The organism is Streptomyces sp. NPDC102437, from assembly GCF_044765565.1.
GTDB lineage: Bacteria > Actinomycetota > Actinomycetes > Streptomycetales > Streptomycetaceae > Streptomyces.
The window spans coordinates 338572-352257 of sequence record NZ_JBIWKI010000003.1 but is presented as its reverse complement, the minus strand read 5'-3'; the positions used below and the strand labels follow the sequence as shown (position 1 = coordinate 352257).

The window sequence follows — 13686 nt, the reverse complement described above, 5'->3', positions numbered from 1 at the left end:
TGCGGGTGAGGGAGATCATGACGGCCCACAGGGCGGGCTGGACGATGTCGACGCGTTCGAGGTCGGGGGCGTCGGTTCCGCCGCGCAGGGCGTGGCGGAGGTCCCAGTCGATGTGCGGGGCCAGCGCGTCGGCGCATTCCTGCAGGGCCGCGGCGAAGGCGGGAGACGCGTCGATGAGGTCGGTGGCCATGCCCAGCCACTGCGACCCCTGCCCCGGAAATACAAACACCGGCTTCACCGGGGGCACCGCGCGCCCGGTACGGACCAGCTCCGACGGCTCGCCGACCGCGAGCGCCTCCAGCCCCTGCGCGGCGGCCGCGATATCGTCTCCCACTGCGCCCATGACGACGGCACGGTGATTCCAGACGGATCTGGTCGTCAGCAACGCCCAACCAAGATCGACGGCGTTGGCCGACCCGGCATCCGTCCGTAGCCACTCGGACAGTCGCGCGGCCTGTCCCTGCAACGCCGTAGCGCTGGTTGCAGACAGCAAAAGAGGTACCGGAACGTCCTGCGTTCCCGCAAGGGGGACCGGCGGGGAGGAACTGAGTGAAGCCGGTCGGGTGGATCCCGCGTGACCGGATGCCCCCGCTGCCGCAGGCGCGGCAGAGAGGACCATGTGACAGTTGGTCCCGCCGACCCCAAAGGAGCTCACGCCGAGCAGAGTCGGCTCGTCGAGTTCGACTTCTTCGACCGATGTCTGCACATGCAGATTCAGTTCGTCTAGTGGGATATACGGGTTGGGCGTCCGGAAGCCCGCGGTCGGCACCAGGGTGCCCGAACGGATGCACAGAGCAGTCTTGATGAAGCCGGCGATGCCCGCTGCGGCCTCTAAGTGGCCGATGTTCGACTTAATGGAACCGACGCGCAGCGGGCTGCCGGCCTGGCGCAGCGAACCGATGGCTTCGGCGAGGGCGGCGGCTTCCACCGGGTCTCCGGCCTTCGTCCCGGTTCCGTGCAGCTCCACATAGGCGACATCGCGGGGGTTGCTGCCGGCTAGACGGTGGGCCTCACGGATGACAGCGGCCTGCGCGCGGGCGCTCGGTTCCGCCAGCTGCGAGCCGCCGCTGTCATTGTTCACTGCACTGCCGCGGATGACGCAGTAGACGGCGTCCCCGTCTGCGAGGGCATCCTGCAGTCGCTTGAGAACGACAGCCCCGCCTCCCTCGCCCTGAGCAAATCCGTTGGCCCGGGCGTCGAAGACGTGACACTGCCCGTCTGGAGAGAGAGCTCCGAAACGGTGGGCAGCCAGGGAGTGGTGGGGCGTGAGGCGGAGCGTGACTCCGCCCGCGATTGCGACGTCGGAATCGCCCTTGCGCAGGCTGTCCGCAGCGAGGTGCAGCGCGACGAGGGATGAGGCCTGGCCGGCGTCCACGACGAGGCTGGGGCCCGTGGCCCGCAGGAAGTAGGAAACGCGGTTGGCGATGATGCTGCGCAACGAACCGGTGAACGTGTGCGGAGACACGCCGTCCGGACCCTGCTCACGTACCAGCGTGCTGTAGTCGTCCCCGCCAACTCCGACAAATACTCCGGCCCGAGCTTCGGAAAGCTGCTGTGCGCGTATGCCTGCGTCCTCGATTGCTTCCCAGCTGAGCTCAAGGAGGAGCCGCTGCTGGGGGTCCATCATCGCCGCTTCGCGGGGAGAAACATTGAAGAACTCGGCATCGAATCCGGCGACGTCAGCAAGGAATCCGCCTCGCTGGATAATCTGAGACTCGGATTCCCGTAACCCGCGCAAGAAGTTGTTGTCCCAACGGCCGTCCGGTATATATGAGACGGCGGAATTCGCGCGTTTCAGTAACTTCCACAGATCTTCAGGAGTGTCAGATCCGGGGAATCTGCACGAGATTCCGACAACGGCTACTTCTTCAACCAGAGATCGCATTGAGGCGTTATTACCCAGGGCTGACACGTTACTCCCTACTGTTCCCGCAGCGGGAACTAGCGCACATTTTCAGGTCGTCTTAGGAAGGGATGCTGCGTCTCACAGGTAAATGTAATTACGGGGCAACTAAAGGGTTAAGTGCATTGAATTAGATCCGCTGTCCACCCGTGCAATCCGATACCCTTTCCGTGTGCCGGAAATGGTTTGTGATTGGTGAGTGTAGGTTGCACTATCAATTCATGCAACCCTTGATCGATGGAATGCATGGCGATTATATTGCGCGCGAATACCTGAGCCCAGGAAGGGATGACTAGGCGGTCTTGAGCCATCCGATGATGGCTCTCCGCTGTCGTTCGGATGCGCTCAGAGATGACCTAAGTCATGTTTAAATCCTGATTGCAGGTGCCCCAAAGCGGACAGATGTCCCCGAAGTGAATCATATTCGAGGCCCTCAAAGTGGACACTCGACATCTGTCTTGTTTCCGATCCTTTCGGTTTGTTCCGTATGGCTCATACGGTCGTGGGGCAGGCGGTTGTCAGAGGATGTCACGTTGGTCGATAGGGCTTGGGAGCGCCAATGAACTGGGAAAACTCTTGGGTGCGCGATCTTCGTCGCGTCCCCGCCCCAGCGGGGCACGTGTTGTTCTTTCCTCACGCAGGGGGTGCGGCGACGTACTTCAGGCCATTGGCTGCGCACTTCACGGAAAACCTCGATGTCTCCGCTGTCCAGTACCCGGGGCGTCAGGAGCGCCTGCGCGAGCCGTTCGTCACCACCATCGAATCCCTCGCCGACCAGGTGATTTGCGAACTGGAGCCACTGCTGGGAACCCCGCTTCTCCTCTTCGGGCACAGCATGGGAGCGGCGGTGGCCTACGAGGTCGCTCGCCGGCTGGAGAGCCAGGAGCGTCCACCCTGCGGGCTGGTCGTCTCCGGTCGGCGAGCGCCGTCCATGACCCGGGAGGAGGTTGTGCACCGCGGCACTGACGAAGAAGTGCTTGCGGAGCTAGCGCGCCTCGACGGGACCAGTCAGCGCCTCTTGAGTGAGCCCGACATCGTGCGCATGGTGATGCCCGTAATCCGCAATGATTACCGTGCAATCGAGCGGTATCGCCCGGACCCTGCCTCGACCCTCGGTGTCCCCATCCTGTGCCTCACTGGCGACGACGACCCGCAGGTGACGAGGGCCGAGGCCGAAGCTTGGAAGGGGCACACCACTGCCTACTTCCGGGAACTTTCCTTTTCTGGCGGTCATTTCTATCTCATGCATTATCAAGGTGACGTAGTCCGGTCGATCGAAAGTTTTGCGTTCGAAGCGAGGTCGGTGCGATGACCGAGAGAGTTGCTTTAGTCACCGGGGCCGGCCGGGGGATCGGGCGCGCGGCGGCCTGTGCATTGGCGAGAGACGGGTGCATGGTTTTCGTCAACTACCGAAGCCGCGACGACACCGCCTACCGCACCGTTCAGTACATCGTGGACGAGATCGAGGGAAGCGCGATCCCGGTACGCGCCGACGTGGGCGACAGTGCAGAGGTCGCCCAGCTCTTCCGTGAGATGGATCAACATTTTCCGCCGGGGACCCCCTATCTTGATGTCCTGGTGAACAATGCCGGGATCTCGGGAACTCTTCGGATCGAAGACACCGACCCGTCCGAATTTGACTCAATATTCGACGTGAACACCAGGGGGCCATTCTTCGTCGCACAGGAATCCCTGGGAAGGATGAGAGACGGCGGCACGATCGTCAACGTCTCATCGGTCATGGCCAGACTCTCGGTCCCGGAGGGCGTCGCGTACGCGATGAGTAAAGGTGCGCTCGACGTCATGACGAGAGTCCTGGCCCAGCAGCTCGGTTCGCGCCGCATCACGGTCAACTCGGTGGCGCCGGGACTCACGGACACGGACATCAACGCCGAGTGGCTGCGCGAGGGGCGCGGAGGTCTGGCGTTCGCCGCAGAGCACACCGCACTCGGCCGCCCTGGGGCGCCGGAGGAGATTGCCGAGGTCATCAGCTTCCTCGTCTCGGAGCGGGGGCAGTGGATCACCGGGCAGGTGGTCGACGCTAGCGGTGGCTTCAGGCTCTGACCAGCACAGACGGGTGCCGGCGGCCTCCGGCCCGCAGGTGCTGTCCCGCCACGCGACGGGTTGAACGTTTGTCCAGTACGGGTGTTCAGTACGGATGTTCAAACTCGTGTACAGTGCCCGCCATGGGACACCGCGAGCAACTGATGATCGGGGCCAAGCGCTGCTTGGAGGAGCTTGGTTACGCCCGCACGACCTCGCGTGATCTGGCGGCGGCCGCCAACGCCCCGCTGGGAACGATCAATTACCACTACGGCTCCAAGGACAGTCTTCTCAACGCCGCCCTCCTGGAGATCGTCAAGGAATGGGGCGAGAAGACGGTTCATTCGAGCTCGGTCGCCGAGGCCGCAGGCCAGGACGCGCAGCAGCGTCTTGAGCGGATGTGGGCCCAAGTGATCGAGTCCGTGTCTGCCAACCGCGCGATGCAGGTGGGGAGCATCGAGGCCTTCGCGCAGGCCGAGAGGTCGCCTGAAGTGCGCGAGCAGATCGCTGCCGCCTACGAGAAGTCCCGTCCTGAACTCGCGGCGGAGCTGCATGGATTCGACGAGACCTTCGACGAAGAGACCGCACGCGCCATCGGATCCGTGCACATGGCTTTGGTCGCCGGGCTGAGCATGCAGTGGTTGATCGATCCCGACCACGCTCCGACCGCAGAACAAGTCGCTGTCGGCCTGCGTGCGATCGCCCGCACTCTCGAAGAGAACTGACCCGACCCGGCAGCTCTGAATCCACCGCTTGCTCCAGGAGTTTTGGTGCCGCAGCCCTTTACGCATCTGCACGTACACACGCAGTACTCGCTGCTGGATGGGGCCGCGCGCCTGAAGGATCTGTTCGCGGCGTGCAACGAGATGGGCATGACGCATGTGGCGATGACCGACCACGGCAACCTGCACGGCGCGTATGACTTCTTCCACTCCGCCGAGAAGGCGGGCGTGACGCCGATCATCGGCATCGAGGCGTACGTGGCGCCGGAGTCGCGCAAGCACAAGCGGAAGATCCAGTGGGGGCAGCCGCATCAGAAGCGCGATGATGTATCGGGTTCGGGCGGCTATACGCACAAGACGATGTGGGCGGCGAACAGCACCGGGCTGCACAACCTCTTCCGGCTCTCCTCCGACGCGTACGCCGAGGGCTGGCTGCAGAAGTGGCCCCGCATGGACAAGGAGACCATCGCCCAGTGGTCCGAGGGGCTGATCGCCTCGACCGGGTGCCCGTCGGGAGAGCTGCAGACCCGGCTACGGCTGGGCCAGTTCGACGAGGCGCTGAAGGCGGCCTCGGAATACCAGGACATCTTCGGCAAGGACAGGTACTTCCTGGAGCTGATGGACCACGGCATCGAGATCGAGCGCCGGGTGCGCGACGGCCTGCTGGAGGTCGGCAGGAAGCTGGGGATTCCCCCTCTGGTCACCAACGACTCGCACTACACCTACGCGCACGAGTCGGCAGCGCACGACGCCCTGCTCTGCATCCAGACCGGCAAGAACCTCTCCGACCCGGACCGCTTCCGCTTCGACGGCACCGGCTACTACCTTAAGACGGCGGAGGAGATGTATGCCATCGACTCCTCCGACGCGTGGCAGGAGGGCTGCCGCAACACCCTCCTGGTGGCCGAACAAGTCGACACCACCGGCATGTTCGAGAAGCGCGACCTCATGCCGAAGTTTGCCGTACCCGAAGGCTTCACCGAAGTCACCTGGTTCAAGGAAGAAGTAGCCAGGGGCATGCGCCGCCGCTTCCCTGCAGGCTGGGAGGAGCGGTACCAGAAGCAGGCGGAGTACGAGATGGACATCATCATCCAGATGGGCTTCCCCGCCTACTTCCTGGTGGTCGCCGACTTCATCATGTGGGCGAAGAACAACGGCATTTCGGTGGGGCCTGGGCGCGGATCGGCGGCCGGCTCCCTGGTCTCGTATGCCATGGGCATCACCGACCTCGATCCGATCGAGCACGGACTGATCTTCGAGCGGTTCCTCAACCCCGAGCGCGTCTCCATGCCCGACGTCGACATCGACTTCGACGAGCGCAGGCGCGGCGAAGTCATCCGGTACGTCACGGAGAAGTACGGCGCCGACAAAGTCGCCATGATCGGCACCTACGGCACCATCAAGGCCAAGAACGCCATCAAGGACTCAGCGCGCGTCCTTGGCTACCCCTATGCCATGGGCGACCGCCTGACCAAAGCCATGCCCGCCGACGTCGGCGGGAAGGGCATCGACCTCTCCGGCATCACCGACCCCTCGCACCCGCGCTACAGCGAGGCGGGCGAGATCCGTGGGATGTACGAGAGCGAGGCGGACGTCAAGAAGGTCATCGACACCGCCAAGGGCGTCGAGGGCCTGGTCCGGCAGATGGGCGTACACGCCGCCGGTGTGATCATGTCCAGCGAGAGGCTGACGGACCATGTCCCGGTCTGGGTCCGGCATACCGACGGCGTCACCATCACACAGTGGGACTACCCCCAGTGTGAATCCCTGGGCCTGCTCAAGATGGACTTCCTGGGACTCAGGAACCTGACCATCATGGACGACTGCGTCAAGCTCATCAAGAAGAACAAAGGGCTTGACCTGGAACTGCTCGACATCCCCCTGGATGACGCCAAGACCTTCGACCTTCTGGGGCGCGGCGACAGCCTCGGCGTCTTCCAGTTCGACGGCAACGCCATGCGTTCCCTCTTCCGGCTGATGAAGCCCGACCAGTTCGAGGACATCACCGCCGTCACCGCGCTGTACCGGCCCGGTCCGATGGGCATGAACTCGCACATCAACTACGCGCTGCGTAAGAACGGCCAGCAAGAAATCACTCCCATCCATCCTGAGCTGGAAGAACCCCTGAAGGACGTACTCGGCCTCACCTACGGCCTGGTCGTCTACCAGGAGCAGGTACAGAAAGCCGCCCAGATCCTGGCCGGGTACTCACTGGGGCAGGCAGACCTGCTGCGCCGGGCGATGGGAAAGAAGAAGAAAGAAGTCCTCGACAAGGAGTTCGTTCCCTTCCGGGAAGGATGTCGTGAACGGGGCTACTCCGACGAGGCGATCCAGGCCGTGTGGGACGTTCTCGTCCCCTTCGCCGGCTATGCCTTCAACAAAGCCCACGCGGCTTGCTACGCCCTTGTCTCCTACTGGACCGGCTACTTGAAGGCGAACTATCCGGCCGAGTACATGTCCGGCGTCCTTACTTCGGTACGGGACGACAAAGACAAGATGGCGCTCTACCTCAACGAGTGCCGCAGGATGGGAGTCAAGGTTTTCCCGCCCGACGTCAATGAATCGGATGCGGACTTCACCCCCCAGGGGGATGATCAGATCCGTTTTGGTCTGACCGCGGTCCGTAACGTCGGGCAAAACGTGGTCGACTCCATCATCAGGTGCCGGAAAACGAAGGGGAAGTACGAATCATTCCCCTCCTACCTCGACAAGGTGGAAGTGGTTGCCTGCAACAAGCGCACCACGGAATCCCTCATCAAGTCGGGTGCTTTCGATGACATGGGGCACACCCGCAAAGGGTTGACCGAACATTTCGAGTCGATGATCGATAACGTTGTTGCGATCAAACGCAAAGAGGCAGAAGGGCAGTTCGACCTCTTCGGCGATATGGGAGAGAAGGAGGAAGGCAGTGGTCCCGGGTTTGGTCTGGACGTCACTTTCTCCGACCAGGAGTGGGATAAATCCTATTTGCTCGCCCAGGAGCGGGAGATGCTGGGGTTGTACGTCTCCTCGCACCCCCTCGAAGGGCTCGAGTATCTGCTGAATGAAAAGGCGGACGTCGGCATTTCGGCCCTGTCCGGCGACTTCGCGGACGGCTCGATCGTCACCATCGGCGGCATCATCTCCGGCCTGCAGCGCAAGATGACCAAACAGGGAAACGCCTGGGCGATCGCCACCGTCGAAGACCTCGCCGGCTCCATCGACTGCATGTTCTTCCCCGCCACATACCAACTCGTTGCATCCCAACTCGCGGAAGACACTGTGGTGTTCGTCAAGGGGCGCCTCGACAAACGCGAAGACGTGCCGCGGCTAGTCGGAATGGAAATGATGGTTCCCGACCTGAGCAATGTAGGCGAGAACGCACCTATCCGCCTCGAAGTGCCGGAGAGCAGGGTGACAGCTGAAACCGTGCAGCAACTGAAGGAAATCCTCCGCTCCCACCCCGGGACCACTGAGGTGCACCTCCACGTCAAGGGACGACAGAAGACAGTGGTCTACGGTCTCGGATACCGCGTGAACGTGCGCACGGAATTCTGGTCGGACCTCAAGGCTGCGGTAGCCGTGACACGCGTCGCGTGACGAGTGGAAGTTCCCTGAGGCTTTCCCTCTCTGTCTTCTTCAGGGTAATTACGGAAGGGATGGCCAGCCATTCAGAGAATCGGCCGGGAAGTTCCGGACGCTTGGCGGCCTGTGATGCCCGAAGCTCCGCATCGCGCCCTGAGGATGTCGGACTGGCCGCCTGCGCGGGAAGGCCAAGCTGTCTGCCACAGGCCACATGCAGACGATGAGGTGCGCAGATGCAGGAGTTGATTGGCCGACTGGCGCCTCTCGTTGCCGAGGCGACGGAAACTCTGAAGGTCGTCACTTACTTCGACACGTTGATGTCAGCCGACCTGGGACTGGACGCCATCGTTGGGGCTGCAGCATCGCTGACCGAGACTTCCACGGGTACTCGAGCCGCAGGGTGGTTCGCGCGGCCAGGCTCGCACGGGACCCGGCTCCCCGACTGTGGTCTGCCGTCAGATCGCCTGACCGTCGCAACGCAGGGCGGAGAAGTATGGACCGAGCGGGGAGGGCCGGCCCGATCGAATGGCGCCATGGTGCCTGATCGGCTCTCCCCGGCCCTTACGTATGCCCAGCGACAGGAGCTCCAGTCCAAGGCGACCCTGGCGACAGTCATCGACCCCCACCGCGCGGCGGCCGAACGGGATGCAGGGCTGGTCCGGCTCGGACTGAGAACGGCAGTCCGAGGCCGGGTCTTCGCTCTGCCTGGGGCCGGGCACGCAATGAGATCGCCGCCTTCGCTCTCCAGCGGGGCGCCGTGGCCGCTCGCTGAGCCCAGAGCGCGGCCCTCCGAATGGCGCGGAAGAGGTGACGTTCCCGTGCACCTGGCGGATATCGATCCGAATGATTGCGGCAAAGCTTGTGCCAGAGCAGACCCTGGTGTCCCTGAAGGAGTAGACACATGACCGGTAACGTTCCCGCAGTTCCCACGCCCCCATTCGACCGGGAGCTTGCCGCTGCCCTCGCCGTGGCAGACTTCCCGGCTACCCTCACCGCTGACATGATCCCCATATTCCGGGAGAGAGCTGCGACGACGGACACAATGATCATGGAGCTTCTGGAGAACGTGGAACGCCGTGACCACGTGATCCCCGGTCACGAAGGTGCCGAGATCACAGTCAGCGTGCTCTCCCGTCCCGGCCGCACGGCTCCCGGCCCCGGGGTCTACACAATCCACGGCGGTGGAATGATCATGGGGGACCGCTTCACCACGATCGCCACCGTCCTGCCGTGGATCTTCGAGCACGGGGCTGTGGTCGTAACCGTCGAATACCGGCTCGCTCCGGAGTTCCCCGACCCCTACCCGGTCGAAGACTGCTTCGCCGGACTGAAATGGACTTTCGAAAACGCGGCTGACCTCGGCATCGACACGCAGCGCCTGCTCATCGTCGGCGGCAGCGCCGGCGGCGGCCTCGCAGCGGGTACCGCCCTTCTGGCACGCGACCGCCGCCTTCCTCCGCTTTACGGGCAAGTGCTGCAATGCCCGATGCTCGATGACCGCAACGAAACCGTCTCGTCCCGGCAGATCGACGGAGTCGGAACATGGGAACGCGGCTCCAACCTTCTGGGATGGACCTTACTGCTGGGGGACAGGCAGGGCACCGACGATGTCTCCATCTACGCCGCGCCGGGCCGGGCCACCGACTTGGCAGGGCTCGCGCCGACCTTCATCGACTGCGGGTCGGCCGAAGTCTTCCGTGACGAGTGCGTCGCCTACGCGTCCCGTATCTGGGAAGTCGGCGGGTCCGCCGAACTTCACATCTGGGCGGGAGGTCTGCACGGTTTCGAGGCGTTCGCTCCCCATGCCGCGATCTCGCAAGCCGCCACCGCGGCACGCAACGACTGGGTAAGCCGACTCCTGGACAACGGAGGCCAGCACAAGACCCGCGCTGTCCGCGAAGTTGCGGATGTCTGACTGGCCTGCGACATCAGCACAGAGCCACGCAACGTTTTCTCTCTCGTGCTCCCGACGCCAGATCGGCGAGGCGGGACACCACGTGTATCGCGCACATGATTGGGTGGCGGGACCTTGAAGACATCAACATACCCTCACGATCTCCTTCGTGCGCAGGCCGAGTTGAACCGTACTTACGAGGTGCTCGCGACCTCGCCTGCTGTCGGTACGACGGCTCTGCGTAGACGTCTCCTCCTCCTGTCCACCCGGGTTCTGTGGCATCCGTACTGGGGTGTGAGGGGTAGTTCCCCGGCGTCCCGCCTCGAGTTGAGGCGGCAGGCTCAACAGCAGAAGCCCGGTGTCACGTGAGCAGGAAACTGCACGTGACTGCCTCGATCCTTCCGCAGGAGAGCTGATGATCGAGCGACTGATGGCGCCCGGCGTTTGTGCTGTGGACATGTTTGAGGATGTGACCGGGCCCGGGGACCTGTACCCGGCCGAGAGTGCCCTTATTGCGAATGCCGTGGTCACCCGCCGCCGGGAGTTCATAACGGCCCGCTGGTGCGCCCGGCGGGCCCTGGCGGGGCTCGGGCAGCCCGCCACGCCGATCCTGCCCGGCCGCCATGGAATGCCCGGCTGGCCTGCGGAGGTTGTCGGCAGTATCACCCACTGCGCGGGCTTCCGGGCGGCGGCAGCCGCCCGTACCTCCGAGGTGCTGGCCCTGGGCATTGACGCAGAACCGAACGCGCCGGTCCCCGAGAGGTTCCTGGAGCAGATCGCTCTCCCCGGCGAACTGCGGCACGTGCGCGATCTGTTGCGCGTCGCGCCCGAAGTCCGCTGGGACCGGTTGCTGTTCAGTGCCAAGGAGGCCGTGTACAAGACCTGGTACCCCTGGACGGGTCAGCGACTGCGCTTTGAGGACGCCGCACTCTCCTTCGATCGGAAAGAAGGCTCGTTCACCGCGCTTGTCCGGCCACAGTCCGCCTCCTCGCCGCAACCGTCGTTCCGGCGGCTCGACGGACGGTGGCTGGCCGAGCGGGGCCTCCTGCTGTGCGCCATAACCGTCACCACAGCCGCCGCGGCCGACACGCCTTCCAGTGGTGGCCGGAACGCTCGGGATCCGATCTTGGTGGATGCGTCGAAGTCCGAGTAGCGTGATGGCGAAGTGATTGGACGGGCAGAAGCGCGATGAGACATCCCGTGGGGTGACGCGAGGTGAGCCCTACGGGGCGACCGGACGTCGGCAGGTGCATCGGAAAGCGTGCGCAGTTGCAGTCCGCCTTCGACGCGGTAACCACGATCGGCGAGCAGGGGTCGACTTTCGCTGACCGCGCGGGTGACAGTGGATCGGTTCACCTGGAACCAGCAGGCCAACACGTCGTGGGTAACGCCGTGCCGCAGGCGAACCAATGCGGCAAGGAGCCTATCGACGAAGACCAGCTTGTACCTTGCGCCCGCCTCGACCGCCCGCTGACGCTGTCGGTCGAGTGGGTGAGGCGAGCGCATGAGACAAACTGCGCAACATGCCTCCTCGTACGCACTGAGTCGTGGAACGCGCGTGGACGAGGGTTCAGATCAATGTATAGGCGCGGAGCCGGGCCAGTTGCCGCAGCTCTTCGGCGAGCTCGCGTGCCCGATCGTCGGAGAATCTGCCGGCCGGCGCAAGCGGGACGGCCTGGACCTGTTTGTGGTCCACGTGATTCCGATGACGCACCACGTAGAGTGTGTCGCCAGCCTTGAACCGGCCGCGAAGGGCTCCTGACCTGCGGTTTCTCCCGTGCGCATGATGTGCGGTGCGGGCGTTACGGGCGATATCTTGACGCTGAAATGACGCTCGTGACGCTCAAATGACGCTCGTTCTGACGAGACGTCACATGGCTGGTCGTGCAGGTCACGTTGGCTGGGAGGCGCGCTCCCGTGGGCTGGTTTTGCGGGAACTTGAAGAAGATTCCGCCGGGTTACGGCGCCCGCCGCCGGTTCCGGTGGCGGGCGCGCTGCTGCCGTACTTCGGCGGGCCGGACGTGTGGCGGAGCGGGCGTCAGTAGGTGGGGCCGTAGGGGCTCCAGTGCCCGAGGAAGGGCTTCAGGTCGTCGGGGCGTGGCTCGGGAATGTCGGGCAGCCGGGGCGGTGTGTTCAGTGGGTCGAGGCGCTCCACGCGGGCTGCTGCCCAGTCGATCCAGGCTTCGGCTTCGGTCCGGGTCTGGCCTGGGGGCATGGCCTCGACCCGGGTGCGTACAGCGCTCACGTACTCCGTCAGTCGGGTGGCGTGGCGCCATGTCGCTTCCTGCGCCTCGAAGTGCCTGACGCGGTACGCCTCGGCGTACCGGATTCGGGCTTCTTCCATGGCGGCTTCCCAGCGGATGCGCTTCTGGCGTGCTACTTCGATCTCGTCCAGGCGTCTGCGTTCGGCGGCTTCGCCGCGGAGGGTGACCTCCTGGGCGATCTCGGCGAGCTGGTCTTCCAGGGGGTGGCCGGGGGTATCGGACCATTCGCTGGCCAGATGCGGTTGGCCGCCGCTGAGGACGAAGCGGAGACGCTCGGACGGGGTGTAGTCGAAGCGGGGGATCCTGACCCAGGAGTCCTTCTTGGCCGCGGTGAGTTCCTTCTCGGTGGCGACGTGCTCGGTCCGGTCTTGCTCCTGGAGGACAAAGGTGACGCATGCACGAGTGACCGCGTTGGCCATGGGGCTGGGGCTACGGTGGGTACCGCCGATGCAGCTGTCGAAGATCAGCAACGCGCTGTTTGAGGCCATGTACGAAGAGGGGCACCGAAAGACGTGAGTGATCCGGAGCGCGCGATGCTGCTGTCTGTCCACCCTCGGTTTGCCACGGCGATCCTGGCTGGGACCAAGACGATCGAGGTCCGTCGACAGCGCGTCGCAGCCCCACCGGGAACTCCCGTGCTCCTGTACGCGACCGCGCCCACGATGGCCATCGTGGGCATGGCGCGGATCGCTTCCGTGCAGGTGGTCTCCCCTAGGGAGGTTTGGTTGGCCAGCCGCACGAGCGCAGGGATCAGCCGGCGTGAGTATGACGAGTACATGAGTGGAGCGAATCAGGCCAGCGGTCTGTCGCTCGAAGAACCGATGACCTTCGAGGCACCCGTGCCTTTGGCCGCGCTGCGAGCCTCGGGATCGTTCCATCCACCCCAGAGCTACCGATACTTGACCGGTGAAGACCTCCGGAAGGTCGCTGAGGCGGCACCGGTGACCGGGGCGGCGCTTCAGGACGCATTGAACAACCTGGCGCTGGCGTAGGTCTGCTCAGGGCTTACGTTGAGCAGCAGGGCCAAGAGAGTTGCCAACCCCACGCCGGAGCCGATGGCCAGACCAGCAGGCAGCTGCTCCTTCGTCCTGCTCGCCAACCCATTCACCCTCTCCGACTTCGCCATTTATACGCCGCCGTCATCGGGCTCGTACCGTTCCTCGAACAGCACGGCGCGAGCCCGACCACAGCCGCGTGGGCAGTCGGCCTCGGCGGCGCCGGCCAGACCCTTTACGCCACCCTTGCCACCCGCACACCGCCACCACCCGAACCGCCGCCTTGATCACCCTCGGCGGC

The 13686-nt window shown here is 64.3% G+C and carries 10 protein-coding genes and 1 pseudogene; 7 read left to right on the top strand and 4 right to left on the bottom strand.

What is annotated here, in order from left to right; genetic code table 11:
• Nucleotides 1–1912 (bottom strand): type I polyketide synthase (locus ACIRJP_RS06660; protein WP_404168948.1); only part of this gene is annotated, 1912 nt, incomplete at its 3' end.
• Between the two features lie 550 nt (nucleotides 1913–2462).
• Here ACIRJP_RS06660 and ACIRJP_RS06655 point away from each other — a divergent pair.
• The 6 genes from ACIRJP_RS06655 to ACIRJP_RS06630 all read left to right on the top strand — a co-directional run bounded on the left by ACIRJP_RS06655 (nucleotide 2463) and on the right by ACIRJP_RS06630 (nucleotide 11279).
• Entirely contained in the window at nucleotides 2463–3215 is a 753-nt protein-coding gene (locus ACIRJP_RS06655; protein WP_404168945.1) for a thioesterase II family protein, read from the top strand.
• Nucleotides 3212–3967 (top strand): SDR family oxidoreductase, encoded by a 756-nt coding sequence (locus tag ACIRJP_RS06650; RefSeq protein ID WP_404168942.1) that lies wholly within the window; start codon nucleotides 3212–3214, stop codon nucleotides 3965–3967. The genes ACIRJP_RS06655 and ACIRJP_RS06650 overlap by 4 nt, the downstream gene beginning before the upstream one ends.
• A 122-nt stretch (nucleotides 3968–4089) precedes the next feature.
• On the top strand, nucleotides 4090–4671 hold the full coding sequence (locus tag ACIRJP_RS06645) for a TetR/AcrR family transcriptional regulator (protein ID WP_404168939.1): 582 nt from the start codon (nucleotides 4090–4092) through the stop codon (nucleotides 4669–4671).
• Nucleotides 4672–4713: 42 nt separating this feature from the next.
• Nucleotides 4714–8247 carry a DNA polymerase III subunit alpha gene (gene dnaE / locus ACIRJP_RS06640; RefSeq protein WP_404168936.1) on the top strand — a complete coding sequence of 1178 codons (3534 nt, stop codon included), beginning with the start codon at nucleotides 4714–4716 and terminating at the stop codon, nucleotides 8245–8247.
• A gap of 886 nt (nucleotides 8248–9133) precedes the next feature.
• Nucleotides 9134–10147: an alpha/beta hydrolase gene (locus ACIRJP_RS06635; protein WP_404168933.1), complete on the top strand. Its 1014-nt coding sequence runs from the start codon at nucleotides 9134–9136 to the stop codon at nucleotides 10145–10147.
• A gap of 394 nt (nucleotides 10148–10541) precedes the next feature.
• On the top strand, nucleotides 10542–11279 hold the full coding sequence (locus ACIRJP_RS06630) for a 4'-phosphopantetheinyl transferase (RefSeq protein WP_404168930.1): 738 nt from the start codon (nucleotides 10542–10544) through the stop codon (nucleotides 11277–11279).
• Nucleotides 11280–11431: 152 nt separating this feature from the next.
• On the opposite strand, the pseudogene ACIRJP_RS06625 reads toward ACIRJP_RS06630, so the two are convergent.
• The 3 genes and pseudogenes from ACIRJP_RS06625 to ACIRJP_RS06615 all read right to left on the bottom strand — a co-directional run.
• Nucleotides 11432–11632, bottom strand: a pseudogene (locus ACIRJP_RS06625) (transposase family protein); the annotation flags it as partial.
• Nucleotides 11633–11696: 64 nt separating this feature from the next.
• Nucleotides 11697–11840, bottom strand: coding sequence for a hypothetical protein (locus ACIRJP_RS06620; RefSeq protein ID WP_404168927.1), 144 nt, complete (start codon nucleotides 11838–11840; stop codon nucleotides 11697–11699).
• Between the two features lie 324 nt (nucleotides 11841–12164).
• Nucleotides 12165–12878, bottom strand: a complete 714-nt coding sequence (locus ACIRJP_RS06615) for a hypothetical protein (protein WP_404168924.1) — start codon at nucleotides 12876–12878, stop codon at nucleotides 12165–12167.
• Between the two features lie 24 nt (nucleotides 12879–12902).
• Between ACIRJP_RS06615 and ACIRJP_RS06610 the strand changes: the two genes are divergently transcribed.
• Nucleotides 12903–13382 (top strand): ASCH domain-containing protein, encoded by a 480-nt coding sequence (locus ACIRJP_RS06610; protein ID WP_404168921.1) that lies wholly within the window; start codon nucleotides 12903–12905, stop codon nucleotides 13380–13382.
• Nucleotides 13383–13686 lie beyond the last annotated feature (304 nt).